This is a genomic window from Mangrovicoccus sp. HB161399 (assembly GCF_013184745.1).
Classification (GTDB): domain Bacteria; phylum Pseudomonadota; class Alphaproteobacteria; order Rhodobacterales; family Rhodobacteraceae; genus Mangrovicoccus.
On sequence record NZ_JAATVU010000002.1, the window covers coordinates 72,780 to 97,901 of the forward strand.

At 66.0% G+C, this 25,122-nt stretch carries 23 protein-coding genes and 1 pseudogene; 6 read left to right on the top strand and 18 right to left on the bottom strand.

Annotated elements, in window-relative coordinates; translation table 11 throughout:
* Positions 1 to 29 precede the first annotated feature (29 nt).
* From dld to HCC78_RS01730, 3 genes are all read right to left on the bottom strand, one after another.
* Complete coding sequence (gene dld / locus HCC78_RS01720) at positions 30 to 1,739, bottom strand: D-lactate dehydrogenase (protein ID WP_172327005.1); 1,710 nt, start codon at positions 1,737 to 1,739, stop codon at positions 30 to 32.
* Positions 1,740 to 1,761: 22 nt separating this feature from the next.
* A complete protein-coding gene (locus tag HCC78_RS01725) occupies positions 1,762 to 3,852 on the bottom strand; it encodes a TRAP transporter large permease subunit (protein ID WP_172327006.1) in 2,091 nt (696 codons plus the stop codon).
* Between the two features lie 149 nt (positions 3,853 to 4,001).
* Positions 4,002 to 5,054: a TRAP transporter substrate-binding protein gene (locus HCC78_RS01730; RefSeq protein ID WP_172327007.1), complete on the bottom strand. Its 1,053-nt coding sequence runs from the start codon at positions 5,052 to 5,054 to the stop codon at positions 4,002 to 4,004.
* A 349-nt stretch (positions 5,055 to 5,403) separates the two neighbouring features.
* On the opposite strand from HCC78_RS01730, the gene HCC78_RS01735 reads away from it, so the two are divergent.
* Both HCC78_RS01735 and HCC78_RS01740 read left to right on the top strand, forming a co-directional pair.
* Positions 5,404 to 6,186: a FadR/GntR family transcriptional regulator gene (locus HCC78_RS01735; RefSeq protein WP_172327008.1), complete on the top strand. Its 783-nt coding sequence runs from the start codon at positions 5,404 to 5,406 to the stop codon at positions 6,184 to 6,186.
* A gap of 1 nt (position 6,187) precedes the next feature.
* Entirely contained in the window at positions 6,188 to 6,748 is a 561-nt protein-coding gene (locus HCC78_RS01740; protein ID WP_172327009.1) for a gamma-glutamylcyclotransferase family protein, read from the top strand.
* On the opposite strand, the gene hisC is transcribed toward HCC78_RS01740, so the two are convergent.
* Positions 6,745 to 7,845 carry a histidinol-phosphate transaminase gene (hisC, locus tag HCC78_RS01745; RefSeq protein WP_172327010.1) on the bottom strand — a complete coding sequence of 367 codons (1,101 nt, stop codon included), beginning with the start codon at positions 7,843 to 7,845 and terminating at the stop codon, positions 6,745 to 6,747. The genes HCC78_RS01740 and hisC overlap by 4 nt on opposite strands.
* A gap of 357 nt (positions 7,846 to 8,202) precedes the next feature.
* Between hisC and HCC78_RS01750 the strand changes: the two genes are divergently transcribed.
* The 4 genes from HCC78_RS01750 to HCC78_RS01765 all read left to right on the top strand — a co-directional run bounded on the left by HCC78_RS01750 (position 8,203) and on the right by HCC78_RS01765 (position 16,668).
* Positions 8,203 to 8,787 carry a VPLPA-CTERM sorting domain-containing protein gene (locus tag HCC78_RS01750; RefSeq protein WP_172327011.1) on the top strand — a complete coding sequence of 195 codons (585 nt, stop codon included), beginning with the start codon at positions 8,203 to 8,205 and terminating at the stop codon, positions 8,785 to 8,787.
* Between the two features lie 155 nt (positions 8,788 to 8,942).
* Positions 8,943 to 9,533 carry a hypothetical protein gene (locus tag HCC78_RS01755; protein ID WP_172327012.1) on the top strand — a complete coding sequence of 197 codons (591 nt, stop codon included), beginning with the start codon at positions 8,943 to 8,945 and terminating at the stop codon, positions 9,531 to 9,533.
* Positions 9,534 to 9,963: 430 nt separating this feature from the next.
* Complete coding sequence (locus HCC78_RS01760; RefSeq protein WP_172327013.1) at positions 9,964 to 11,427, top strand: aldehyde dehydrogenase; 1,464 nt, start codon at positions 9,964 to 9,966, stop codon at positions 11,425 to 11,427.
* Positions 11,428 to 11,544: 117 nt separating this feature from the next.
* Entirely contained in the window at positions 11,545 to 16,668 is a 5,124-nt protein-coding gene (locus tag HCC78_RS01765) for a PAS domain-containing protein (RefSeq protein WP_172327014.1), read from the top strand.
* 30 nt (positions 16,669 to 16,698) lie between these two features.
* On the opposite strand, the gene HCC78_RS01770 is transcribed toward HCC78_RS01765, so the two are convergent.
* The 14 genes and pseudogenes from HCC78_RS01770 to tuf form a co-directional block, all read right to left on the bottom strand.
* Entirely contained in the window at positions 16,699 to 17,718 is a 1,020-nt protein-coding gene (locus HCC78_RS01770) for an LLM class flavin-dependent oxidoreductase (RefSeq protein ID WP_172327015.1), read from the bottom strand.
* 127 nt (positions 17,719 to 17,845) lie between these two features.
* The gene (locus HCC78_RS01775) at positions 17,846 to 18,466 is read right to left on the bottom strand and encodes a TIGR02466 family protein (protein WP_172327016.1); all 621 of its coding nucleotides are present in this window, start codon (positions 18,464 to 18,466) and stop codon (positions 17,846 to 17,848) included.
* A gap of 43 nt (positions 18,467 to 18,509) precedes the next feature.
* On the bottom strand, positions 18,510 to 19,145 hold the full coding sequence (locus HCC78_RS01780) for a hypothetical protein (protein WP_172327017.1): 636 nt from the start codon (positions 19,143 to 19,145) through the stop codon (positions 18,510 to 18,512).
* Positions 19,146 to 19,242: 97 nt separating this feature from the next.
* Positions 19,243 to 19,656 (bottom strand): 50S ribosomal protein L16, encoded by a 414-nt coding sequence (gene rplP, locus HCC78_RS01785; protein WP_108261194.1) that lies wholly within the window; start codon positions 19,654 to 19,656, stop codon positions 19,243 to 19,245.
* Between the two features lie 11 nt (positions 19,657 to 19,667).
* The gene (gene rpsC, locus HCC78_RS01790; RefSeq protein ID WP_172327018.1) at positions 19,668 to 20,399 is read right to left on the bottom strand and encodes a 30S ribosomal protein S3; all 732 of its coding nucleotides are present in this window, start codon (positions 20,397 to 20,399) and stop codon (positions 19,668 to 19,670) included.
* Positions 20,399 to 20,779 carry a 50S ribosomal protein L22 gene (gene rplV, locus HCC78_RS01795; protein WP_172327019.1) on the bottom strand — a complete coding sequence of 127 codons (381 nt, stop codon included), beginning with the start codon at positions 20,777 to 20,779 and terminating at the stop codon, positions 20,399 to 20,401. Before rplV ends, rpsC begins: the two co-directional genes overlap by 1 nt.
* Before the next feature lie 3 nt (positions 20,780 to 20,782).
* Complete coding sequence (rpsS, locus tag HCC78_RS01800; protein WP_172327020.1) at positions 20,783 to 21,061, bottom strand: 30S ribosomal protein S19; 279 nt, start codon at positions 21,059 to 21,061, stop codon at positions 20,783 to 20,785.
* Between the two features lie 3 nt (positions 21,062 to 21,064).
* Positions 21,065 to 21,907 (bottom strand): 50S ribosomal protein L2, encoded by an 843-nt coding sequence (rplB, locus tag HCC78_RS01805; RefSeq protein WP_172327021.1) that lies wholly within the window; start codon positions 21,905 to 21,907, stop codon positions 21,065 to 21,067.
* Between the two features lie 173 nt (positions 21,908 to 22,080).
* A complete protein-coding gene (locus tag HCC78_RS01810) occupies positions 22,081 to 22,704 on the bottom strand; it encodes a hypothetical protein (RefSeq protein ID WP_172327022.1) in 624 nt (207 codons plus the stop codon).
* Between the two features lie 116 nt (positions 22,705 to 22,820).
* Positions 22,821 to 23,117: a 50S ribosomal protein L23 gene (locus HCC78_RS01815; RefSeq protein ID WP_172327023.1), complete on the bottom strand. Its 297-nt coding sequence runs from the start codon at positions 23,115 to 23,117 to the stop codon at positions 22,821 to 22,823.
* Positions 23,114 to 23,734: a 50S ribosomal protein L4 gene (gene rplD / locus HCC78_RS01820; RefSeq protein WP_172327024.1), complete on the bottom strand. Its 621-nt coding sequence runs from the start codon at positions 23,732 to 23,734 to the stop codon at positions 23,114 to 23,116. The genes HCC78_RS01815 and rplD overlap by 4 nt, the downstream gene beginning before the upstream one ends.
* Positions 23,734 to 24,465 (bottom strand): 50S ribosomal protein L3, encoded by a 732-nt coding sequence (gene rplC, locus HCC78_RS01825; RefSeq protein WP_172327025.1) that lies wholly within the window; start codon positions 24,463 to 24,465, stop codon positions 23,734 to 23,736. Before rplC ends, rplD begins: the two co-directional genes overlap by 1 nt.
* Positions 24,466 to 24,480: 15 nt before the next feature.
* The gene (rpsJ, locus tag HCC78_RS01830) at positions 24,481 to 24,789 is read right to left on the bottom strand and encodes a 30S ribosomal protein S10 (RefSeq protein WP_108261210.1); all 309 of its coding nucleotides are present in this window, start codon (positions 24,787 to 24,789) and stop codon (positions 24,481 to 24,483) included.
* Positions 24,790 to 24,993: 204 nt separating this feature from the next.
* Positions 24,994 to 25,122: pseudogene (tuf, locus tag HCC78_RS01835) on the bottom strand (elongation factor Tu); the annotation flags it as partial.

Below are 25,122 nucleotides of genomic sequence, written 5' to 3' on the forward strand. Positions count from 1 at the left end.
CGGACACCCCCCTGCTCGCATAACCGCCCTTACCGGGCTGCATGGCCACAATTATCTGTCCCGTAGTGCTTGTCACGCGACATTTTTCCTATGCCCGGATTCATCGAATTGGTCGGGTCACAGGCCTTATAATGCGCAGCAAGGTCCGGTTTGGCCAGATAGAGATGGCCCACATTGTGCTCGGCCGGATACTCCGCGCCGCGGGAATCGAGGATTTCCAGCATTTCCGCTTTCAGCGCCTTCGCATCCACGCCCTTCCTGACGATGTAGTCCTGGTGCAGGACATGGCACATGAAATGGCCGTAATAGAGGCTGGAGACCAGCTTGTCCGCGATATGGGCGGGCAGCACCTCCAGCCAGTCGCGGTCGTTGCGCCGGAGCGCGATGTCGAGCGCCAGGATGTCCTCGACCTCGCCGGCATGGACATGCTGGTAGCGCACGGCCGCGCCCGCAGCGGCGAAGCGGTTCAGCCCGGCGATCTTGGCCTCCCGCGGGGCGCAGGCGAAGAAATCGCCCTCCCGGCCGCCGAACAGCTCGGGCAGCAGCCGCTCGGCCTCGGCGATGCCGCCGTCATGCATCTTCAGGATCAGGTGGTGCTCGTAGCGGTCGCGCCACTGCCGCAGCCGCTCCGGCAGGTGCTCGGGCCAGAGCCGCGCCAGGAGCTGCATGAAACGGTCGGTGAAGCCCTTGGTGGGCCCGAACTTGTTCAGCCGCGCGTCGATGGCTCCCTTGATGGCGAAGAAGGCCGGCAGCCGGTCGGTGCCGAGCTTGTCGATCATCACCACCGTGTCCTTGCCGTATTTCGCCGAGATGTCGAACACCTCTCGATGCATGTACTCGGCGGAGACCGGCAGGGTCTCGAACCCGGCAAGGATGCGGCGGCGCAGCTCGGTCAGGTCCGAGGGATCGTTGGTGCCGATGTAGAAGACCTGCTCCGCCCCGTTGACCGGATAGGTGTCAAGCCGCACGGCAAACACCGCCAGCTTGCCCGCGCACCCGGCCGCCTCGTAGAGCCTGCGCTTGTCCGCATTGAACCGCGCCGGCGTGTCCGCCTCGACGTCCCGCACGCGTGCCGCATAGTCGGTGTCGGACGCCTTGCGGTTGGTCGGCGCCGTGGCGTCGTGGTTGTAGTCGCCCTTCTCGAGCCGGACGAGGATCTCCTCGGGCGTGCTGCCGAGGTCGATGCCCAGATGGTTCACCAGCTCCAGCTCGCCCGCCTCGGAGATCCGCGCGTAGAGCGCCAGCTCGGTATAGCTCGGCCCGCGCTCGACCAGCGAGCCGCCCGAGTTGTTGCAGACGCCGCCGGTGATCGAGGCGCCGATGCAGGAGGATCCGATCTCGGAATGCGGCTTGCGGCCGAGCGGCTTCAGCAGCTTCTCCAGGCTGAACAGGGTCGCGCCGGGGAAGCTGAGGATCTGCCGTCCCTGCTGCAGGGTGTGGATGGCGTCCATCCGGTTGGTGTTGACCAGCACCACGCCGCGGTCGTAGCGGCCCTTCGGCGTGGAGCCTTCTGTAAGGCCGGTATTGGCCGCCTGCATGATGACGATCTTGTCGGCCGCGACGCAGGCCTCCAGCACCTTCCACTGCTCCAGCAGCGTGCCCGGCCGGACAACCGCCAGCGCGTCGCCCTCGCCCGAGCGGAACCCCTTGCGGAACCGCTCGGTCGCCTTGTCTCCGGTCAGGACGTGGCGGCGCCCGACCACGCTCCTGAGGGTTTCCACCAGATCGTGATCGGTCATCGCCGTCATCCTTTCGAAGGTGTCAGTAGGCCACCGATGGCAGCCAGGTCGCGAGCGCGGGCCACAGGAAGACCAGCGCGAGGCCCAGAAGCTGCAGCAGCACGAAGGGAACGATGCCCTTGTAGATGTCCATCAGCTTGATTTCCGGGGGGCAGACACCCTTCAGGTAGAAGAGCGCGAAGCCCACGGGCGGGGTCAGGAACGAGGTCTGCAATGTCACCGCGACAAGGATGACGAACCAGACCAGCGCGGCATCGTCAAGCTCGCCGAAGCCCGGGATCGCCAGGTCGAGGCCGGCGATGACCGGCGCCATCAGCGGCAGCACGATCAGCGTGATCTCGATGTAGTCGAGCACGAACCCCAGCAGGAAGACGATGAACAGGATGAAGATGACGGTGCCGTTCGGACCGAAGCCCGCGCCGGTGATCATCTCCTCGATCAGGAAATCGCCGCCGAGCTCGCGCAGCACGAAGGAGAAGACCGTCGCGCCGAGGAAGATGGCGAAGATGTAGGCGGTTGTATTGAAGGTCGCCTTGCAGACGTTCCAGAGCTTGCGGAAGGTGAATTTCCGGTAGAGCACTGCCAGCAGCGTCGCGCCGAGCGCGCCGACGCCCGAGGCCTCGGTCGGCGTCGTGATGCCCGCGAAGATGGACCCCAGCACGGCGAGGATCAGGCCCAGCGTCGGCAGGACCGCGATCGCCACGTCCTTCACCGCCTGCCAGTCCGGCGCCTTGGCACCGGCCGGAACCGGGGCGACGTCACGCTTCACCAGCGCGATGACGAAGATGTAGACGAGGTAGAGAATGCCCAGGATCACGCCCGGGAAGACGGCGGCCATGAACAGGTCGCCGACCGACAGCGCCATCTGGTCGGCCATGATCACCAGCATGATCGACGGCGGGATCAGGATGCCCAGCGTCCCGGAGGCCGCGACGACGCCCGCGCCCAGCGGCTTCGAGTAGTTCTGCGCCATCATCGAGGGCAGCGACAGCACGCCCAGCAGCACGACCGAGGCGCCGATGATGCCGGTGGAGGCGGCGAGGATGATGCCGATCAGAGTCACGGTCAGCGCCAGGCCGCCGCGCACGGTGCCGAAGAGCCGCTGCATCGCGGTCATCAGCTTTTCCGCCACGCCGGACTCGTCCAGCATCAGCCCCATGAAGATGAACATCGGCAGCGCGACCATCACCGGGTTGGCCATGGTGGCGTAGATCCGGTTCACCGTCGCGCCGAGGGTCAGGTAGTCGAGCCCGGTCAGCGTGCCCTCGAAGCTGTCCCAGCCGATCATCGCGGGGAAGCCGAAGAGGTCGTTGTCGTACATGAAGGCGATGCCGCAGAACAGCACGCCGACGCCCGCCAGCGTCCAGGCCACCGGGAAGCCGGTGAAGAGCAGCGCGATGAAGGTCAGGAACATCGCGATGACCAGCTTCTCCTCGGTATATTCGACGAGGAAGGTCAGCGCATAGCCGGCGACGGCGAAGGCCAGCAGGGCCAGCAGGATGATCCGCAGGTCCTTGCCCTTCCGCTCGGAGGGACCGCCGAAGATCAGCGCGTGCACGTCATGGATCAGCCGCGCCGCCGCCGCGAGGCCCAGCAGGATGAAGCTGATCGGGATGACCGATTTCAGGATCCAGCGGTAGGGCAGGCCCGAGGGGCTGTCCGAGCTCTCGTTGACGCGGAAGCTCTCGTGGAAATAGTCGTAGCCCTGGTCGACCATCAGCCAGATGAACGGCGCCAGCAGCGCGAGGATGCCGATCACCTCGATCACCCGCTGCGCGCGGCGGCTCAGCTGCATGTGCAGCAGGTCGACGCGGACATGGCTGTCGGTGACCAGCGCGTAGGAGATGCCGACCATGGTGACCAGCCCGTAGAGATGCCATTGCAGCTCGTCGAGCTTGGGGAAGTTCATGTTGAAGGCATAGCGCATCACCACCTGGGACACGATCGCGAGCACCAGCAGGACATTGGCCAGCATCACCACATGGCCGACGGTCTTCACCCCGGCCTCGATCGCCTTGGCGACCGGCTGGTCGTCGATGTCCGGGTGCTCGAGCAGCCCCTCGTAGGTGCCGACGGGATCCGCCAGCCGGTCTTCCTGTTGATAGCCTTGCATCGCGCGTCGTCCTCGTCCCTCTGCCCCGGCCTGGCGCCGGGGATGCTCTGCGTCATGAAAGATGGCGGCCTCCTTTGCGGCGGGCCGGACCGGAAACACGGACCGGGGCGCCTCAGGCGCCCCGGAAAAGTCGTCTCACGCGCGGCGGATCACTTCCGCGGCAGGAAGGCGTTGACCTTCCACACCTCGTAGCCGTCGCGGAATTCCGACAGGTCGGCCCAGACCTTGGCGAAGAACGGGTCGTTCGCTGCCTCCTCGGCGGCAACCTCGTCCCAGGCAGCCTCGAAGGCGGCCAGCATTTCCGGCGACCACTGCTCGATCGTCACGCCGTTGTTCTCGACATTGTCGTTCATGACGGCGAACTGGGACGCCTCGCCCTCGGCGAAGCTGTCGGCCAGCGAGGCCTTGCAGGCATTCTGCAGGATCGCTTTGTGCTGCTCGGACATCTCGTTGTAGACGTCCTTGTTCACCAGCAGCTCGAAGAAGGTCGCCTGCTGGTGCCAGCCGGGGAAGTAGTTGTACTTCACCAGCTTGGAGAAGCCCAGGCGGGTGTCCACGGCCGGCATGGAGAATTCGGTCGCCTCGATGGCGCCCTTCTCCAGCGACGGGAAGATCTCGCCGCCCGGGATCAGCGACACGGCTGCGCCCATCTTTTCCAGCACCTTGCCGCCGAGGCCGTAGAAGCGGATCTTCAGCCCCTGCAGGTCCTCGGGGGAGTTGATCTCCTCGGCGAACCAGCCGGCGGTTTCCGGCGCGTTCAGCGCGCAGGGGATGACGGTGACATTGTAGCCGCCCTCGTCATACATTTCCTGGTACAGCTTCAGGCCGTTGCCGTAGAACATCCAGGCCATGAATTCGCCCGCATCCGGGCCGAAGGGAACCGCCGAGAAGATCGGCGAGGCCGGCATCTTGCCTGCCCAGTAGCCCGAGATCGTGTAGCCCGAGTTCACCTTGCCGGTGGAGACCGCGTCGAGGATCTCGAAGGGCGGAACCAGCTTGCCCGGCTCGTAGATGCGCATCTGCAGCGTGCCGCCGGACATCAGCTCCAGCTGTTCGGCGACGCGCGGCAGCGGCGTGCCGAGGCCCGGCAGGGCGGTCGAGAACGCGACCGGGGTCTTCAGCAGCAGCTTGTCGGCGGCTTCGGCCATCGGTGCGGCAAGCACGCCGACAGCGGCCGCGAGGCCGATAAGGGATTTCATCATATGCTCCTCCAAAAGCGTACCGGCGCCCGTCCGGGCGCCGCGAATGACGGGCGCCTTCCCGCACCCCCCTCTGAGTGGTTCATAAAGTTGACCATCACATGCGAGAACCCGGATTCCGGGCGATGCGGCAACCTTACACACCCCTGACGCCTCCATAACGAAGACATCCCGAAAATGTCAAACGTTTAAGGCCATGTAAACGCTAGGTAAGTTTCACTAGCCACAACCATATCACATACCGGATCACGGAAAATCGCATGACTGGCCGCGTTTTGCGATGGAAATGCCCGCGCCGCCTGTGGGATAGTCGCTTGACCTCAACGCTGGATCTTCACCGCAGGCCCGCAACATGACGTCGGAACAGCTCTTCGAACCCGTGGACCATGACTCGGTCGCCGACTCGGTCGTCGCGCAAATCGAGGACATGCTGGTTGCGGGGATTCTCAAGGAAGGCACCCGCCTGCCGTCCGAGCGGAACCTCTCGGAACTGATGGACGTGTCGCGGCCGAAGCTGCGCGAGGCATTGAAGCGGCTGGAGGAGGCCGGACTGATCGTGACGCGCCATGGCGAGGGAACCATCGTGGCACCGCTGACCGGACAGGCGATGTCGCCCGCCCTGATCGACCTCTATGCCCGCCATCCGGGGGCCTTCTTCGACTATCTCGAATACCGCCGCACGCAGGAGGCCTTCGCCGCCCGGCTGGCCGCCGAGCGCGCCACGCCGACCGACCGCGACCTCATCCGCGCCTGCATGGACAGGCTGCGGCAGACCTGGATCGATGCCGACGACCAGGGATCCCGCGAGGCCGACATCGCCTTCCATTCCGCGGTGGTCGATGCCAGCCACAACCGCACCCTGATCCACATGATGGGCTCGATCTTCCAGCTGACCCGGCAGGGCGTGTTCTACAACCGCCATTTCCTGCATTCGATCGACGGCTCGGGCGACGTTCTGGTCGAGCAGCACCTGGCCATCGGCGAGGCGATCCTCGCGGGCGATCCGGCCGCTGCCGAGGCCGCCGCGGTGGCACATATCGACTTCGTCGAGCAATCCTTCCGCAAGGGGCTCGAGCGGCATGAACGCGAAACGGTGGCGCGCAAGCGCAGCCTGCTGATGAAGGGAAAGGACTGAGATGGGCTGGTTCTTCGGCTACGGGTCCCTGGTCAACCACCTGACCCACGGCAACCGCCCGCTGCGCGCCGCGCGGCTCGACGGCTGGCGGCGGGAATGGTGCCTGACCACGATCCGCCCGGTCGCCTTCCTCTCCGCCCGCCCCTGCCCCGGCAGCGCCATCGACGGGCTGGTCGCGCAGGTGCCGGGCGGCGACTGGTCGGCGCTCGACGCCCGCGAATATGCCTATGAACGCAGCCATGTCACCGCGCAGATGACCGACGAGCGCATCGCGGAGCCGGTGCAGGTCTATTCCGTATCCGCTGACCACCGCGCCGCCGAGGGCAGCGGCACGATCCTGGCGAGCTATCTCGACGTGGTGGTCGAGGGCTACCAGCACCATTTCGGCGAGGCGGGCGTCGCCAACTTCTTCGCCACCACCGACGGCTGGGACCGACCGGTCACCGACGACCGGGCGGCGCCGGCCTATCCCCGCGCCCGTCCCGTCGCCCCGGCGATCCGCGCCATGACCGACGCGCACCTCGCGTCGCTCGGGGCCGCGCTCGTCCCGCCGGAGAGCTAGATCACCGCGTCCAGCGCCGCGAGGAACTGCGCGCTGTCTTCGGGCAGGCCGATGGAGACGCGCAGCCAGCTTTCATAGCCCGGCTGCTTCCACGGCTTGACGATCACCCCGCGATCGAGGAGCCGCGACGAGACCTCCGCCGAGGGCCGCCCGACATCGACGAACAGGAAATTCCCGAGCGACGGCATCACCCGCAGGCCCCTGCCCGCCAGTTCCGCCGCCAGCCGGTCCCGCTCCGCCACCGTCGCGGCGACGCCCGCTTCCATGTGCGCCGGGTCCTCCAGCGCCGCCAGCGCCGCGACCTGCGCCAGATGGCTGGTGTTGAACGGCGTCCGCACCAGGTCGAGCCCGCGGCGCAGCTCCGCGTCGTTGGTCGCGCCGAAGCCGATGCGCAGCGCCGCCAGCCCCCATGCCTTGGAGAAGGTCCGCAGAACCATGAGCGGCAGCTCATGCGTGCCAAGCCCCTCTGCCGCCGAGCGGAAATCGCCATGGGCGGCATATTCGACATAGGCCTCGTCCATCACCAGCAGCGTTCCGGGCCGCTGCGCCGCCAGCACCCGCTCCAGCGCCGCCGGGTCGAGCCACGCCCCCGCAGGGTTCATCGGATTGGCGATCAGCACCACCCGCACCCGCTCCGCCATGGCCGCCACCAGCGCATCGACATCGACACGGCCCTCGGGCGTCACGCCGATCCGCACGACCTCCGCGCCCATCATCAGGGCGTAGTCCTCGTGCAGCGGGAAGGACGGGTAGAGCGTGACCACCTTGTCGCCCGGCCGCAGCACGGCCCGCGCGAGCACGTTCAGCAGATCCTCGGAACCGTCGCCCAGCACCACCCAGTCCGCAGGCACGCCCAGCATCTCGCCGATCCGAGCCGCCAGCCGCCGCCCCTGCGGGTCGGGATAGAGATGCGTCGCACGCGCCGCCGCCTCCAGCGCCGCCGCCACCTTGGGCGACGCGCCGTGCAGGTTCTCGTTCGAGCCCAGCTTGGCGATCCGCGTCACTCCGGGACGCGCGGCAATCTCCTCGATCGTCAGGCCGGCATTGTAGGGGGCAAGCGCACCGAGCTCTGGGCGCAGGAGAGAGTCGTCGGGCATCTCGGTCCTCGTTATGTATATACATGATTGAGCAGACTGCGCCGCCGAAGGCAAGCCCGCAGCCTCCGGACCGCTGCGCCAGAGCCATCCAAACGTTCAGATGCACAGTCGGCGGGCAGGTCCGATCCGGCGATGCAGAACCAAGCCCTCCCCCTCCGCACGGCAGACAAGGACTGCGGCTTTCCGGACAGCCGGCATCAATCGAGGCTCTTGCCCCAAGTCCTTCGGTGCCGGGCCTGACCCAGAGGCTGGACTCGCAAAGCGTCAACACTTTGCAGAAAAATCATGTCATTGTATATTTTTCAACTCCACAGATTTTACCGGACTGCTAAGCTGGGAAAATTAGTGGAGCCAATGATGAAGTTACCAGTACTTGCAGCCGCGCTTATGGCGGCAGCCCCCATTGCCAGCGCCGGCACCTACGCCGTCTCATACGAGTTCATAGACGGATTGGGCGGCATTGAAACTGTCACCGCCACGTTTACGGCCGATGTCGATACCGATGGAAACACCCTAATCAATGTCGTCAACCAGAGCCTCACGTTCAGCAGCGGCGAGGACTTGTTCCAAGGCGCGCCAGATTTTTGGATTCCGACGTCGGATCGGGTTGAGTACATTCCAAGCATTTTCTCGTCTTCGTCAAAGATACTAACGCTCGACCTGTCCGAAATGAACTATATTTTCTGCTTCGGCAGCGGGACCATCTGCAGCAGTCATTTCGCCCTTCAAAGGAACATATTGGACTCCCAATCCCAAATGTTTGCCGATTTGGTTGCACTGCCATTCTATCTCTACCAGCCGATACTTCGTAGCGGAAACGACATGGACCGCCTCGGCATCACCCAAATTCTGGCCACGACGCCAATTCCGCTGCCGGCCGGCCTGCCGCTGGCCATGACCGGCCTTGTCGGCCTCGCCGCCCTGCGCCGCCGTCCTGCATGACCGCACCGGGCGGGCCCGCCCCTGCCCGGACCGGGCGGCAGAGACCCGGCCAGACCGCGCCCTCGCCTCGGCGCGCCATCGGTCCATGCCGCGAGCAAACACACCGGCCTCGATGCCCCGCAGGCCGACCAAGACGAAAGTTAGTGGAGATAATCATGAAGTTACCAGTACTTGCCGCCGCACTCATGGCGGTGTCCCCCCTTGCCGAAGCCGCCACCTACCAAGTGTCCTACGAGTTCGATGTCGATTTGGGGTATCCGAATGCCATCCCCTTGACCGTCACCACCATTGTGACCGCCGATCTCGACACCGATGGCAACAGCCTCATCAATGTCGTCAACCGCAGCCTCACGTTCAGCAACGGCTTCTACTTGGCGCCTGGCGAGCCGTTGACATACTCGCCGGAAATGGATGTGGTTAGCATCGATCAATTCTACACCACGCCGACAGTCCCGACGCTGACGCTCGACCAGTCCTACATGGACTATGTTTTCTGCATCTCCCAGAACTGCCTTTTCCAATTCCATGTTTCCGTGAACAATTACGCGACCGGCGCGGGGGGCATTCCAGTCGCACACGTCAACCTTGGTCCCCCATCGCTTTTTTTCTGGGCCGAAATGATCGAGATGAACCGCCTCAGCGTTACCGAAATGCCGGCCACGACTCCGGTGCCGCTGCCGGCGGGCCTGCCGCTGGCAGTGGCCGGCCTTGCGGGCCTTGCCGCCCTGCGCCGACGCTCTGCGTGACCGAACCGGGCGGGCCTTTCCGGGCCTGCCCCCTCCCAGGACCGCACGGCCACCGCGCGGCGAGGCTGCAGCATGATCTCAGATCGCCGCCTGCCCCAGCTGGCACGCAAACAGGCTCGGGCTCCATGCCGGGCGGTCCGACGGGCGCCGCGGGACCGCAAGCCGCCGACGAAAGTCCGCACCCATCGCTGCACGCATGACTGCCGCCTGCTTCCTTGGAGAAACCCGCAGAATTGCCGGAAGCGCATCTAGCCGCCAGATGCGCTTCCTCGCAGCAGCGCCCCGCGGAAGCCGCCACGGGAACCGCCGGTCCGGACGGCCGCGTAGGTCCAGCCCCGGCTTTTGACCGGGCCAGCCCGCCGGGGCAATAGGCGCCGACGATCTCCGGCGCTAGGAAAAGGAAGACCGCAACCCCACACCGGAGCGCAAGATGACCCTCGCTTTCGACCCTGCCGCCCTGAGCCTGCCCACCGCGCATTTCATCGGCGGAGAGTTCGTCACCGGCGAGGCGGCGCTCGATCTCGCCGCGCCCTCGGATGGCCGCGCCCTGCCGCCGATCCCGAAGGCGGATGCCGATCTGGTCGACCGCGCGGTCTTAGCCGCCCGCGACGCGCTGAAATCCTCGGGCTGGGCCGGCTGGCAGCCGCGCGCGCGGATCCGCGCCATGCATGCCTGGGCCGACCTGATCGAAGCGGAGGCCGAAACCATCGCGCGGATCGAGGCCGTCGCCTCCTCGCGCCCGGTGGCGCAGGCACTTGCAGGCGACGTGGCCTCGACCGCCGAGCAGATCCGCTTCTTCGCGGAATTCGCCGACAAGGAGGCCGGCACGCTGGTGCCGACGGCCGACACCCAGATGGGCTTCATCTCCGCCCAGCCCTATGGCGTCGTCGGCGCGATCACGCCCTGGAACTTCCCGCTGTCGATGGCTGCGTGGAAGCTCGGCCCCGCGCTGGCCGCGGGCAATGCCGTCGTGCTGAAACCCTCTGAAATGACGCCGTATTCCACGCTCTACGTCGCGGCGCTGTCGGTGAAGGCGGGCATCCCGGCGGGCCTGGTCAACATCGTGCTCGGCGACGGGCCGGTGACCGGTGCCGCGCTGGTCGCGCATCCCGGCATCGACAAGGTCAGCTTCACCGGCTCGACGCGCGCGGGCAGCCAGATAATGGAGAACATCGCGCGCAGAGGCATCAAGCCGATGACGCTGGAGCTGGGCGGGAAATCCCCGCAGGTGGTCTTCGCCGATGCCGACATGGAGGTCGTTCTCGACTGCCTGGAAAAGGGCATCCTTCCGAATGCCGGCCAGTTCTGCGTCGCCGGGTCGCGCATACTGGTCCAGCGCGAGATCGCAGACGAGCTGGCCGCGAAGCTGGCAGAGCGCTTCGCGCGCCCCGCCCCCGCCGCCACCTGGGAGGACCCGGCCGGCTTCTCGCCGATCATCTCGGAAAAGCAGCTGTCGCGGATCGACGGCATCGTCGGCGCGGCAGTGTCGAAGGGCGCCGAGATCCTCTGCGGCGGCGCCCGCTTCGACCGCGCGGGCAGCTTCTACCGCCCGACCCTGATCGGCGGCGTCGATGCCGCCTCGCCGGCGATCACCGAGGAAATCTTCGGCCCGGTGGCGACGCTCCAGGCCTTCGATACCGAGGAAGAGGCGATGGCGCTGGCCTCGCACCCGACCTACGGGCTCTGCGCCGGGCTCTATACCCGCGATCTCAGCCGCGCGATGCGGCTGACGCGGCAGCTGGAGGCCGGCACGGTCTGGGTCAACCGCTACGGCCGGACCCGCGACCACATCCTGCCCACCGGCGGCTGGAAGGCCAGCGGGCTGGGCAAGGACCTCGGCCGCGAGGCCTATCTGTCCAGCCTGAAGACCAAGACGGTACTCATAGACCTCTGAGGGCGCCCGGCGCCGCGAAAAGAATTTCGAACTTTAACGACCGCCCGGACTTCAAGTTTGGGTTAGGCTTTTCGGCCCATTCCTGACCTGTGCCTTAACAGCTGCGCTGGTGTGTGAATGGAAGACGGTCTGCAACAATACAGCCGCGTCGTGCAGGATCTGCCCGGCCCGGCCTGCCTTGTCGCTCCGGACGGCCGCATCCTCAGCGCAAACGCCGCCATGGCCGCGGCGCTGGGATACCCGCCGCAGGACCTCGCCGGACGCCAGCCCGGAGAGTTCTGCAGCCCCGGCTTCGGCGAGATGATCGCCGCGGCCCAGGCGCGCCTGGTCGAGGAAGGCTCCGCCGAAAGCAGCAGCGCCGCCTTCCGGCTGGGCGACGGGAGCGAGCGCTATTTCGACTGCGTGTTCACGCCGCTGGGCCATGGCGGCGACGGCGGGCTCGCGATGCTGGAACTGCAGCCGCCCTGCGGCAACGGCCGCCCCCCTGCGGAGGGCGCCCGCGAACCGGCGCCGCTGCCGCGCGAGGACCATTACCGGGTGCTCAACGATGCGGCCGCGACCGCCAGCTTCGGCCAATGGTACCTGCAGCTCGACAGCCGCAAGTTCTGGGCCACCGACAGCTTCTACAGCCTCCTCGGCTACGCGCCCTTCGAAACCCAGATCGACTCGCTCTGGCTGCGCAGCCAGGTGCATCCGGACGATATCGGGATGTCGCTCGCCGCGGTGGAGGACCTGATCCGCGACCGCAGCAGCCAGGTCCGGTTCGAATACCGCCTGCGCTGCCGCGACGGCCGCTACAAGTGGTTCGAGGCCTCCTCGCGCAAGGTCGAGGGCGACGGCCTGCCGCCGATGCTGTGCGGCAGCCTGATCGACATCGACCGCCGGAAGGCTTCGGCGGAACGGCTGCGCAACGCGCTGGTCTCGGCGCAGTCTGCCCGGGCAGAGGTCGAGCGCAACGGCGAGATGCTGCGCATCGCCACCGAGGCCGGCGGCGCCGTCGCCTGGCATTTCGACCCGGCGACCGGGCTGGTGACCTACACGATGCCGCCGCGGCTCGCGCTCGGCTACTCCGATGAGGATCTGACCCAGCCGATCAGCAACATGCAGGGCGACGTCCATCCCGATGACGCGGCCTCCGTGCGCGAGGCGCTCGGCGCGCTGGTGGAGGGCCGGTCGGAACGCTCGCATGTCGACTACCGCAAGCGCCACCGCGACGGCACCTGGATGTGGTTCTCCTCCGAGGCGCGGCCCATGCTCGGGTCGGGCGGCGGCGAGGGACGGCCGGACCTGATCTGCGGCATCACCATGGACATCACCGCCCGCAAGCGCGCCGAAGAGGCGCTGCGCGGCGCGGTCGATGACGCCCGGGCGGCCCGCGACGAAACCGAGAAGTCGCGCAAGCGGCTGCAATACCGCATGGCGCTCCAGCGCGTCGCATCGGAAAGCAGCAATGTCGTTCCCTGGTACATCATTCCCTCCACCGGCGAGGAAGAGGTCGGCCCGCATCTGGGGACGCTCCTGGGCTACAGCAGCTCCTTCCGCATCCGCGGCACGGAAATGGAAGGGCTGATGCATCCCGACGACCGGAGCGCGGCGACGGCCGCCTTCGAGGAACTGCTGTCCGGCCGCCGGCGCGAGATGTCCCACGATCTCCGCCTGCGCCGCCGCGACGGCAGCTGGTGCTGGATTTCCTCGGTGGGAAAGCATGTCGACAACGCCGCGGGCAGCATGCCGGGCATGGTCTGCGGCAGCTTGGTCGACATTTCGGTGCGCAAGGCCTACGAGGCACGGCTGGCCGATGCGCTCCAGGATGCGGAATCCGCGCGCCAAGCCGCCAAGGCCAATGCCGAGATGCTGGGCATCGCCGCCAAATGCGGCGAGATCGGCGCCTGGCGGATCGGCATCGAGCCCGGCGATGCCTGGATGGAGGACGAGGGCTTCCGCCAGCTCGGCTACGAGCCGGGCGCCTTCGTCCCGGATTTCGAGGGCTGGGGGAAGCTCGTCCACCCCGAGGACATCGACGATGCGCGCCACCGGCTCAAGGGGCTGCTGCATGGCGAGCGCGGCATCTACGAAAGCGAGATGCGCATCCTGCATGCCGACGGCAGCTATCACTGGTACCGTTTCGTCGGCCGCAAGATCGACCGCAGCGTAGAGGGCCTGCCACCGTTCTTTGCCGGGGCGCATACCCGGATCGACGCGCTGAAGGAAAACGAGCGCCAGCTCGCAAGGGCGCTCGAGGCGGCGCAGGACGCCACAGCCACCGCGCTGCTGCGCGAGGAGGTGATGGCCCTGACCTCCGAATCCGGGCAGGTCGGCCATTTCATGATCTATCCCGAGCTCGGAGAAGGCGTCGCGCCGGACCTGACCTACCGGCTGCTCGGCTACGAACCGGGCGGCTTCCCCTGCACCGATGCCGGCTGGCGCGCACTGCACCATCCCGACGACATCGGCGCCGCGATCGACGAGATGGAGGCGCTCTTCGCCGGCAAGATCGATGTCTACGACATCGTCAACCGGCTGCGCCACTGGGACGGGAGCTACCACTGGTACCGCGTCGTGGCGCGCAAGATCGACCGCGCGGCGCAGGGTCTGCCCTTCGTTCTGGCCGGGGCGATCTTCAATATCGACGCCCAGCGGGCCAGCGAGACCCGGCTGGCCAATGCCGCCGAGGAGGCGCGGCAGGCCGTCGACCGGCTGAACGTCCTGGCGAACCGCGCGCCCGGCGCGCTCTTCGAATACCAGTCCTATCCGGACGGCAGGATGGACTTCCACTATTTCAGCGCGGCCCTGCCCGACATCATGGGGGTCGATCCCGAGGCGCTGGCTGCCAACGGCAAGGCGATCTACACCAACATCCGCCCCGAAGACGTGCCCGAGGCCAAGCGGCTGGTCGAGCGGGCCCGCGCGAGCAAGCAGGTCTTCGAATACCAGCACCGCATCGACCATCCCACGCGCGGGTTGCGCTGGATCCTGGTCAAGGCGCTGCCCTACGACAACGAGGACGGCTCGACCACCTGGTTCGGCAACACGCTCGACGTCACCGAGGAGCTGGAGGTCGAGCGCCGCGCGCGCGAGGCCGGCGACGAGGCCAAGGCGGCACACGACCGGCTGAACACCATCGCCGAGAACTCGCCCGGCGCGCTGTTCGAGCTGCTGCTGCATCCCGACCGCAGTGCGGAATGGCGCTACTTCAACGCCAAGCTGCCCGAGCTCGTCGGCGTCAGCAGCGGGGATATGGCCGCCGACGCCTATGCGATTTTCGCCAACATCTCCCCGGAGGAAGCCGAGCAGATCACCAACCGGTTCTTCGGCGAGCTGGACGAATTCACCGACCAGGTCGAGATCCGCTTCAGCCTGCAGCATCCCGAACGCGGGCTGCGCTGGCTGCTGTGCAGCGCCAGCCCGGCCCGGCACGAGGACGGGTCCGTCGTCTGGTACGGCAACATCATGGACATCACCGAGCGGCTGGAGATCGAGTATCTCGCCGCCGAAGCGGCCGCCGAGGTCCACAAGGCGCATAACCGGCTGAGCATGATCGCCGACATCGCGCCAGTCGGGCTCTACGAATTCCGCCGCAAACCCGACGGCAGCCAGGACCTGCCCTATGCCAGCCGCCGCTTCGAGGAGCTTCTGGGCATCACAGAAATCGAGGGCAGCGGCACGGAGGGCGTCTTCCGCCGGATCGATCCGCAGGACCTGCCCACCGTCATCACCACGATCGACGACAGCGCCCGGACCATGTCCCAATGGAAGGTCCGGTTCCGCCTGCATCATCCGACGCGCGGGCTGCTTTGGCTCTCGGCCTCCTCCATCCCCCGGCAGGAGGAGGACGGCTCCATCATCTGGACCGGGGCGATGCATGACGTCACGGCCGACGTGCTGCGGGAGGCCGAGCTGCGCCGCGCCCACGAGCTGGCCGAGACGATGCGCGCCGAGAACGAGCGGCAGGCGCTGCATGACGGGCTGACCGGCCTGCCGAACCGGCGCTACTACGACAACATGATGGCCAAGCGGCTGGACTACGCGCAGAATTCGAAGGTGCGCGACTGCGTGCTGATCCGCGTCGATCTTGACCACTTCAAGTATGTCAACGACACGCTGGGGCACGAGGCGGGCGATCTTGTGCTGATGCGGGTGGCAGAAGTGCTGCGCAACTGCCTGCGCGGCGAGGACTTCGCCTCGCGCATCGGCGGCGACGAGTTCTCGATCATCCTCGCCCCCGGCATGACCGAGGAGAATGCCCGCGAGATCGTGGAGCGCATCCAGGTCAAGCTGGCCGAGCCGCTGGTCTATGACGGCCGCCTCTGCCGCTTCGGCGCCAGCTTCGGCATCGCCCATACCGACAACCTGACCGCGCTCGGCCCGGAACTGCAGCTCTTCGCCGATGCCGCGCTCTACAAGGCCAAGGACGGCGGCCGCAACCGGATGGAATTCTTCACCACCGATCTGCACCAGGGCATCCTCAACGACCGCCGCCTGGCCAGCGAGATCCATGCCGGCATGGAGCGGGACGAGTTCGTCCCCTATTTCCAGCCCCAGGTCACGGCCCGCGACGGCAGCCTCGTCGGGGTGGAGACGCTGCTGCGCTGGAACCACCCAGAACGCGGCGTGCTGGTGCCAGGCGATTTCATGCATGTCGCGGAGCAGCTGCGGCTGGTGCCGGAAATCGACCGCATCATGATGCTGAAATCCCGCGACGCGCTGAAGCGCTGGCGCGCCAAGGGGCTGGTCATCCCGAAGATCAGCTTCAATGTCAGCTCGGGACGGATGCACGACCCGGATGTCGTCGACATGGCGCGGTCGCTCCTGGACGGCGAGACCAAGGTGGCGTTCGAACTGCTGGAATCGATCCTGGTCGAGGAGGAAAGCGACGCCTTCAAGTTCCATGTCGACATGATCCGCGAAGCCGGGATCGAGATCGAGATCGACGATTTCGGCTCGGGCCATGCCTCGATCATCGGGCTGATGGAAATCGCCCCGCAGGCGCTGAAGATCGACCGCCGCATCGTCATGCCGGTGGCGCGCGACGACCGGGCGAAGAACCTGCTGCGCGCCATCGTGGAGATTGCCGAAACGCTCGGGATCAAGACCATCGCCGAGGGCGTCGAAACCGAGGAGCAGATCGCCATCCTGCGCCAGGCCGGCTGCGACATGCTCCAGGGCTACGTCTATTCGCGCCCGCTCAGCGAGGACGCGCTGACCTCCTATCTGAGCGGCGGCATCCAGAAATCCGCGTGAGCGCCGGGGCGCCCGCGCGGTCGGGCTGGGTCAGCGCCAGCCGAGGGCCGGAGCGACATGGGTCAGGATGCTTTCGATCACATGGGCGTTGTAGTCGACGCCCAGCATGTTAGGCACCGTCAGCAGCAGCGTGTCCGCCTCTGCGATCGCTTCGTCCCTTGCCAGCTGGTCGATCAGCCGGTCGGGCTCGTCCGCATAGCCGCGGCCGAAGACGGAGCGGGTCTGGTCGATGAAGCCGAATTGGTCGCGCTCCTTGCGCCCGCCGCCGAAATAGCGCCGGTCCAGATCGTTGGTGATCGCGAAGATCGACCGGCTGACCGAGGTCCGCGGCTCGCGCTTGTGGCCGGCTTCCTTCCAGGCGGCCTTGTAGGCCCGGATCTGCTTCGCTTGCTGGACATGGAAGGGTTCGCCGGTCTCGTCATCCTTCAGCGTCGAACTCTGCAGGTTCATGCCGAGCTTCGCCGCCCAGACCGCCGTCGCATCCGACCCCGCGCCCCACCAGATGCGGTCGCGCAGCCCGGGGCTCTGCGGCTCGAGCCGCAGCAGGCCCGGCGGGTTGGGGAACATCGGCTGCGGGTTCGGCTCTGCGAAGCCCTCGCCCTTCAGCATGTGCAGGAAGACCTCTGTGTGGCGCCGCGCCATGTCGGCAGGGCTCTCGCCCTCGCCCGGGCCGTAGCCGAAGTATTTCCAGCCGTCGATCACCTGCTCGGGCGAGCCGCGCGAGATGCCGAGCTGCAGCCGCCCGCCGGCGATCAGGTCCGCCGATCCCGCGTCTTCCACCATGTAGAGCGGGTTCTCGTAGCGCATGTCGATGACGCCGGTGCCGATCTCGATCTTCGAGGTCCGCGCGCCGACCGCCGCGAGCAGCGGGAAGGGCGAGGCAAGCTGCCGCGCATAGTGATGGACGCGGAAATAGGCGCCGTCGAGGCCGAGCCCCTCGGCAGCCACGGCGAGGTCGATGGATTGCAGCAGCACGTCGGACGCGGACCGCACCTGCGAGCCGGGATCCGGGCTCCAATGCCCGAAGGACAGAAAACCGATCTTCTTCATGGGACTTCCTTTCGCGCGCCTTACATGGCGCAGGCTGTTCCCTAGATAGGCCGCCTCCCAGCCCGCTGTCAGGGGCGGAGTCTGTGCCGGAGCGCGCAAGCGGTCTGCATCCGCGCCCAGGCGCGGGTCAGACCCACTTGTAGTTGAAGCTAACCGAGATGCGCTCGTCCTCGGACATGTTCATCGGGACTTCGTGGCGCAGCCAGCTTTCCCACAGCAGGACATCGCCCACCGCGGGCTTCGCGTAGACGAAGGTCCGCAGATCCTCGCGGCAGCCCTTCTTCCGCGCGGGCGCGGCCATCATCCGGGCGGAGCGCGGGTCTTCGAGCTTCAGTGCCGATGCGCCGTCCGGCATCGCGACATAGGTCGTGCCGGAGATTACCGAATGCGGGTGCAGGTGCGACGCATGCATGCCGCCCTCGGGCAGAATGTTGATCCAGAGGTCCTCCAGCTCCAGCCTGCCCTCGCCCAGGTCGAATTCCAGGTCTTCGGCAAAAGCCGCGACATGGGCGTCGAGCGCCTTCTTCACCTCGGCGAAGATCGGGAAGCGCCAGGGCAGATCGGTCAGCGAGGCATAGGAGGTGTAGCCGGGATAGCCGTTCTCCTCGCACCATTGTTGGCCGGCCTCGTCATCCTCGGCGATGACGTAGCAGGAATTTTCCAGCTCGCGCGGGTCGATGTCATGCCCCAGCTCGGTGAGGCGGGCGCGGTAGAGACGGGTGACGAAGAGAGAATCGATCTGGGCCATGGCCGTTCTCTAGCCCAGCGGCGCCGCGCGGGCGAGAGGCTTGTCAGCCATCGGTCGGCACCCGGCGAAGCAGCGGCCGGAGGCACCGGCCCGTTTTGCAAAGCAAGTGGAGGAAGAAACCCGCAGCCCGAAGCGTGCCTCCGCCCCGGATGGCCTCCATGTGCCAATCAGCATCGGACCAGCGTGGCGCCAAGACCGGCGGCGGATCGGCGACCAGCACCCGGATGCTCCCGGGGACGAATGCCCAAGAGGCCAAGACCGCAGCAGGAAGCGCCGAGCCGATCTTGGAGACCTGGGAGACCGGCTCACGGAACATGTGGAGATTTTCCGGCCTTCCCAGCTTGTCCGGTTCGCGCACGAGCACCCGCCTTTGCCGCGCCAGGATGGCCTGGTTCAGGCGCGCAATGCTGCGCGGGAATATCAAGATAGCGGCCAGTCCGAAGGCAACCAGGCCCATGCCAACCACAGCCGATGCCGCGACCTGGAGCAGTCCTGCCCATTTCAGCAAGTCGGTCAGCCAGCCTATGGCCGGAAGGGCGGAGCCTGCCGCAACGCCGGTAAGGACCTCCCGCCGGAAAGCCTCGGGGCCGATCTCTTCCGTGAAAGGGGCCTGCGGGGTCCGGCCGATCTCGGAAAAGGGACACGGACGGCAATCACTTGGGGAAACTCGCCGGGCCATCCTTTCCGGCCCCATGATTTCGGTCAGGCCGCAATGAAAAGGCCCCCGCCGATCGCTCGGCAGGGGCCCTGAACTGTCTCGCTTGCGCGATCCGGTCTTACCAGTCCTCGCGGACCACGACGCGGGTCTTGATCGGCAGCTTCATGGCGGCCAGACGCAGCGCCTCGCGGGCGGTTGCCTCCGGAACGCCTTCCAGCTCGAACATCACCCGGCCCGGCTTGACCTTGCAGGCCCAGTAATCGACCGAACCCTTGCCTTTACCCATCCGGACTTCGGTGGGCTTGGAGGTCACGGGCAGGTCCGGGAAGATCCGGATCCAGACGCGGCCCTGACGCTTCATGTGACGCGTCATGGCACGGCGGGCTGCCTCGATCTGGCGGGCGGTGACGCGCTCGGGCTCAACCGCTTTCAGACCGTAGTGACCGAAGGCCAGATCGGACCCACCCTTGGCTTCGCCATGGATGCGGCCCTTGAACTGCTTGCGGAATTTCGTACGCTTTGGCTGAAGCATTTTCTTATTCCTTACCGGTCGTTGTCGCGGTTGCGACGACGATCACCACCGGCGCCGCGGGGGGACGGACCGTCCTGCAGCTCCTGGGCCTTGCGATCCCGCGCGGACGGATCATGCTCCATGATCTCGCCTTTGAAGATCCAGACCTTGATGCCGATGATGCCGTAGGGCGTCATGGCTTCGGCGGTTGCGTAGTCGATGTCGGCCCGCAGCGTGTGCAGCGGAACGCGGCCCTCGCGGTACCACTCGGTGCGCGCGATCTCGGCGCCGCCCAGACGGCCGGCGACGTTCACGCGGATGCCGAGCGAGCCCATGCGCATGGCGTTCTGCACCGAGCGCTTCATGGCACGGCGGAAGGACACCCGGCGCTCCAGCTGCTGGGCGATGGATTCGGCAACCAGCTGCGCGTCGAGTTCCGGCTTGCGGACTTCGACGATGTTCAGATGCAGCTCGGAGGCAGTCATCGCGGCCAGCTTCTTGCGCAGGACTTCGATGTCCGCGCCTTTCTTGCCGATGATGACGCCCGGGCGCGCAGTGTGCACGGTCACCCGGCACTTCTTGTGCGGGCGCTCGATGATCACGCGGCTGACGCCGGCCTGCTTGCATTCCTTCTTGATGAACTCGCGGATCTTGATGTCCTCGAGAAGAAGGTCGCCGTAGTCCTTGGTGTCTGCGTACCAGCGGCTGTCCCAGGTGCGGTTGACCTGGAGGCGCATGCCGATCGGATTGACTTTATGTCCCATTAGGCTTGCTCCTCGACCTGGCGGACCTTGATGGTCAGCTCGCTGAACGGCTTCATGATGCGGCCGTAACGGCCACGCGCCCGCGGACGGCCACGCTTCATGACCAGGTTCTTGCCGACGAAGGCTTCTGCCACGACGAGCTCATCCACATCGAGGTTGTGGTTGTTCTCTGCGTTGGCGATGGCCGATTGCAGGCACTTCTTGACGTCTGCCGCGATCCGCTTCTCGGAGAAGGTGAGGTCGGCCAGGGCCTTCTCGACCTTCTTGCCGCGGATCAGCTGCGCGACGAGGTTCAGTTTCTGCGGGCTGGTGCGAAGCATGCGGACTTTCGCCATTGCCTCGTTCTCAGCCACGCGGCGGGGATTCTTTTCCTTGCCCATGGCTTATTTCCGCTTCGCTTTCTTGTCCGCCGCGTGACCGTAATAGGTCCGGGTCGGAGAATATTCACCGAACTTCTGGCCGATCATGTCCTCGGTGACGTTCACCGGGATATGCTTGTGGCCATTGTACACGCCGAAGGTGAGACCAACGAACTGCGGCAGGATCGTCGAACGGCGCGACCAGATCTTGATGACTTCGTTGCGCCCGGATTCCCGGGACTTTTCGGCCTTCTTGAGGACGTAAGCGTCCACGAAAGGCCCTTTCCAAACGGAGCGTGCCATGGATTAGCGGCCCTTCTTCTTGGCGTGACGCGAGCGGATGATGAGCTTCTGCGACGCCTTGTTGGTGTTGCGGGTGCGCATGCCCTTGGTGTCCTTGCCCCACGGGGTAACCGGGGTGCGGCCACCGGAGGTGCGGCCTTCACCACCACCGTGCGGGTGGTCGATCGGGTTCATGACGACACCGCGGACGGACGGACGGATGCCCTTGTGGCGCATGCGACCGGCCTTGCCGAAGTTCTGGTTCGAGTTGTCCGGGTTGGACACGGCACCAACGGTGGCCATGCATTCCTGGCGGACCAGACGCAGTTCGCCCGAGGACAGGCGGATCTGGGCGTAGCCGCCGTCACGGCCGACGAACTGGGCGTAGGTGCCTGCAGCGCGTGCGATCTGGCCGCCTTTGCCGGGCTTCATCTCGATGTTGTGGACGATCGTGCCGATCGGCAGGCCGGAGAACGGCATTGCGTTGCCCGGCTTGATGTCTGCCTTGGCAGAGGCCACGACCTTGTCGCCGACGCCGAGACGCTGGGGCGCGAGGATGTAGGCCTGCTCGCCGTCTTCGTACTTGATCAGCGCGATGAAGGCGGTCCGGTTCGGGTCGTATTCGATCCGCTCGACGGTTGCCGCCACATCGAATTTGCGACGCTTGAAATCGACGACGCGGTAGAGACGCTTCGCGCCGCCGCCACGACGGCGAGAGGTGATCCGTCCGGTGTTGTTCCGGCCGCCCGACTTGGTCAGACCCTCAGTGAGGGATTTGACCGGACGCCCTTTCCAAAGCTCCGAACGGTCGATCAGAACCAGCCCGCGCTGGCCAGGCGTCGTCGGTTTGTACGACTTGAGTGCCATAGTTTCTGTCTTCCGTTGTTAGAGGGCCCCGTAGGTCCCAGTAGTGAAGGCCCCCGTAGGTGCCCGAATTCAAAAACTGAGGCCCCGGAGCGAATCCGAGGCCGTTCAGGTCCGCCGCATTTAACAGAGAGGTGACACCGCGTCCATAGCAGAGTCCCGGCTGGCCGAAGCTTTCAGCCAAGACCGCGCCGATGCCGCAAATCCGTGCTCTCTATGGCTTTCCTCTGGACATAGCGCAAGTGCCCGATCGCCCCCTCAAAGGCCCGGTGGGCCTCCCGGTCCTCCAGGAAATCGCCGATGCGCAGCACGTTGACCGGATGCTTGGCCACGAGCGCCTTGATGCGCGCGACGGCTTCGCCGGTGGGACAGGTGTCGATCAGCCGGCAGGCCGCCTGCGTCGGGGTCAGCAGGTAGAAATCGCACAGGCGCTTCGGACTGTGCCGCGTGGCGTCGAAGGGCGACGCGCCCAGGGCATGGAATTTCGGCATGATCACGTTCACGTCCGCCTCAACATGCCGGATCGCCGTGCCGGAAACCTGGCGGAAGCCCAGCGGCGCAAGCTTGGCCAGCGCATGCCGCCGCATTCCCGGAGAAAGGATGTCGGCGTCGGCCCTGTCGTATTTCAGCTCGTCGAACACCGAGATCAGCCGCAGCTTCCAGTCCACGACCTGGAGGAACGGGTCCCCGTCGAGAGCGGCCATCCGGCCGTAGAGCCGGAGCGCCGCTTCGCCGGGTTCGGTCCGGTCCTCCGGCACCTTCACGCCCTCAATGATCCAGCGCCTGATCCGTGCCAGCACGTCCGCCTCCCTTCCGGCCCCGCCCACGGACATAGCGCGGAAATGGCGTCCGGACATGAAAAAGCCCCCGCGGCTGCGGGGGCTTTCCTCATGGCTTGGCCCGAAGGACGTCCGGGTCAGAGACCGGTGGATACGTCGATCGTGTTGCCCTCTTCGAGGGTCACATAGGCCTTCTTGACGTCCTTGCGCTTGCCCAGCATGCCGCGGAAGCGCTTGACCTTGCCCTTGGTGATGGTCGTGTTCACGGCCTTCACCTTGACGCCGAAGAGGTTCTCGACAGCTTCCTTGACCTGCGGCTTAGTCGCGTCGATGTGGACTTCGAACACGACTGCGTTGGCCTCGGAGGCCATGGTGGCCTTCTCGGTGATGATCGGACGACGGACGATGTCGTAATGTTCCGGCTTCACGCTCATTTCAGGCGAGCCTCCAGAGCTTCGAGTCCTGCCTTCGTGACGACCAGGGTGTCACGCTTCAGGATATCGTACACGTTGGCGCCCTGGCTCGGCAGAACATCGACACCTTCGATGTTGGCCGCGGCCTTGGCGAAGTTCTCGTTGACTGCCGCACCGTCGATGATCAGCGCACGCTTCCAGCCGAGGTTCTTGACGGCAGCTGCAAGCAGCTTGGTCTTTGCTTCGGCGAGGTTGGCGTCCTCGATCACGATCAGTTCGCCTGCCTTCTGCTTCGCGCTCAGCGCGTGCTTCAGGCCGAGCTTGCGGAATTTCTTCGGCAAGTCGTGGGCGTGGCTGCGCGGGGTCGGACCCTTGTAGATGCCGCCGCCGCGGAAGATCGGTGCGTTGCGGTCGCCGTGACGGGCGCCGCCAGAGCCTTTCTGGCGCACGATCTTCTTGGTCGAGTAGCTGGTCTCGGACCGGGTCTTCACCTTGTGGGTGCCCTGCTGCATGCGCGCACGCTGCCAGCGGACCACGCGGTGCAGGATGTCCGCACGCGGCTCCAGGCCGAAGATGTCGTCGTTCAGATCGACTTCGCCGGCTTCACCAGCGTCGAGCTTGATAACGGGAGCTTTCATTATTCATTCCCTCCTTCGGCCGGAGCCTCGGCGGGGGCCTCAGCGGCCACAGCTTCCGCAGCTTTCAGAGCGGCCGGGAACGGCACGCCTTCCGGCAGCTTCTTCTTGACGGCGTCCTTGACGGTGACCCAGCCACCCTTGGAGCCCGGGACGGCGCCCTTGACCATGATCAGGCCACGGTCGGCGTCGGTGCGGACGACTTCCAGGTTCTGGGTGGTGACACGGGCAGCACCCATGTGACCGGCCATCTTCTTGCCCTTGAACACCTTGCCCGGGTCCTGGCACTGGCCGGTGGAACCGTGCGAACGGTGCGAGATCGACACGCCGTGCGATGCGCGCAGGCCGCCGAAGTTGTGCCGCTTCATGGCACCGGCGAAGCCCTTACCGATCGAGGTGCCCGAGACGTCGACCTTCTGGCCGGCAACATAGTGCTCGGCAGAGATCTCGGCCCCGATCTCGATCAGGTTCTCGGGATCGACGCGGAATTCGACCAGCTTGCGCTTCGGAGCAACCGAAGCAGCCGCGAAATGGCCGCGCATGGCCTTGGAGACGCGCTTGGCCTTTGCAGTGCCGGCGCCGAGCTGGACTGCAGAGTAGCCGTCCTTGTCGGCGGTGCGCTGAGCAACCACCTGCAGGGCGTCGAGCTGAAGCACGGTCACCGGGATCTGGCGGCCGTCTTCCATGAACAGGCGGGTCATGCCCACCTTCTTGGCGATAATTCCGGAGCGCATAGTCCTATACCCTCCTTACACCTTGATCTCGACGTCGACGCCGGCAGCCAGGTCGAGCTTCATCAGCGCGTCCACGGTCTGGGGAGTCGGATCGACGATATCGAGCAGGCGCTTGTGCGTGCGGATCTCGAACTGGTCGCGCGACTTCTTGTCGACGTGCGGACCGCGGAGAACCGTGAATTTCTCGATCTTGTTCGGCAGCGGGATGGGCCCGCGCACCTGTGCGCCCGTGCGCTTGGCGGTATTGACGATTTCCTGGGTGCTGGCGTCCAGAACCCGGTAGTCAAACGCCTTCAGCCGGATGCGAATGTTTTGGCTTTGCATCGTTATCTGCTTTCGCGGCTTAGGAAACGAGAGGTGGAGCGCACGTCATTATGCGCCCCACATGCATTCCCGAAGGTCTTGGGGGTCGCGCCTTCTGGCGCGAAACGGACAGATTCGCAAGGGGGTTTCTCCCCTTTCGAAGCCGTCCGGTCTTAAAAAGCAAGGATGCGGAGCCGAAGCCCCGCATCCCGTATGGATCGCCGATTACTCGATGATCTTGGAGACGACGCCTGCGCCGACGGTGCGGCCGCCTTCGCGGATGGCGAAGCGCAGCTTCTCTTCCATCGCGATCGGAGCGATCAGCTCGACCGTGAACTTCAGGTTGTCGCCCGG

Coding starts and splice junctions, on each gene's coding strand:
- dld (WP_172327005.1), bottom strand. CDS start 1,739: ATGACCGATCACGATCTGGTGGAAACCCTCAGGAGCGTGGTCGGGCGC.
- HCC78_RS01725 (WP_172327006.1), bottom strand. CDS start 3,852: ATGCAAGGCTATCAACAGGAAGACCGGCTGGCGGATCCCGTCGGCACC.
- HCC78_RS01730 (WP_172327007.1), bottom strand. CDS start 5,054: ATGATGAAATCCCTTATCGGCCTCGCGGCCGCTGTCGGCGTGCTTGCC.
- HCC78_RS01735 (WP_172327008.1), top strand. CDS start 5,404: ATGACGTCGGAACAGCTCTTCGAACCCGTGGACCATGACTCGGTCGCC.
- HCC78_RS01740 (WP_172327009.1), top strand. CDS start 6,188: ATGGGCTGGTTCTTCGGCTACGGGTCCCTGGTCAACCACCTGACCCAC.
- hisC (WP_172327010.1), bottom strand. CDS start 7,845: ATGCCCGACGACTCTCTCCTGCGCCCAGAGCTCGGTGCGCTTGCCCCC.
- HCC78_RS01750 (WP_172327011.1), top strand. CDS start 8,203: ATGAAGTTACCAGTACTTGCAGCCGCGCTTATGGCGGCAGCCCCCATT.
- HCC78_RS01755 (WP_172327012.1), top strand. CDS start 8,943: ATGAAGTTACCAGTACTTGCCGCCGCACTCATGGCGGTGTCCCCCCTT.
- HCC78_RS01760 (WP_172327013.1), top strand. CDS start 9,964: ATGACCCTCGCTTTCGACCCTGCCGCCCTGAGCCTGCCCACCGCGCAT.
- HCC78_RS01765 (WP_172327014.1), top strand. CDS start 11,545: ATGGAAGACGGTCTGCAACAATACAGCCGCGTCGTGCAGGATCTGCCC.
- HCC78_RS01770 (WP_172327015.1), bottom strand. CDS start 17,718: ATGAAGAAGATCGGTTTTCTGTCCTTCGGGCATTGGAGCCCGGATCCC.
- HCC78_RS01775 (WP_172327016.1), bottom strand. CDS start 18,466: ATGGCCCAGATCGATTCTCTCTTCGTCACCCGTCTCTACCGCGCCCGC.
- HCC78_RS01780 (WP_172327017.1), bottom strand. CDS start 19,145: ATGGCCCGGCGAGTTTCCCCAAGTGATTGCCGTCCGTGTCCCTTTTCC.
- rplP (WP_108261194.1), bottom strand. CDS start 19,656: ATGCTTCAGCCAAAGCGTACGAAATTCCGCAAGCAGTTCAAGGGCCGC.
- rpsC (WP_172327018.1), bottom strand. CDS start 20,399: ATGGGACATAAAGTCAATCCGATCGGCATGCGCCTCCAGGTCAACCGC.
- rplV (WP_172327019.1), bottom strand. CDS start 20,779: ATGGGCAAGGAAAAGAATCCCCGCCGCGTGGCTGAGAACGAGGCAATG.
- rpsS (WP_172327020.1), bottom strand. CDS start 21,061: ATGGCACGCTCCGTTTGGAAAGGGCCTTTCGTGGACGCTTACGTCCTC.
- rplB (WP_172327021.1), bottom strand. CDS start 21,907: ATGGCACTCAAGTCGTACAAACCGACGACGCCTGGCCAGCGCGGGCTG.
- HCC78_RS01815 (WP_172327023.1), bottom strand. CDS start 23,117: ATGAGCGTGAAGCCGGAACATTACGACATCGTCCGTCGTCCGATCATC.
- rplD (WP_172327024.1), bottom strand. CDS start 23,734: ATGAAAGCTCCCGTTATCAAGCTCGACGCTGGTGAAGCCGGCGAAGTC.
- rplC (WP_172327025.1), bottom strand. CDS start 24,465: ATGCGCTCCGGAATTATCGCCAAGAAGGTGGGCATGACCCGCCTGTTC.
- rpsJ (WP_108261210.1), bottom strand. CDS start 24,789: ATGCAAAGCCAAAACATTCGCATCCGGCTGAAGGCGTTTGACTACCGG.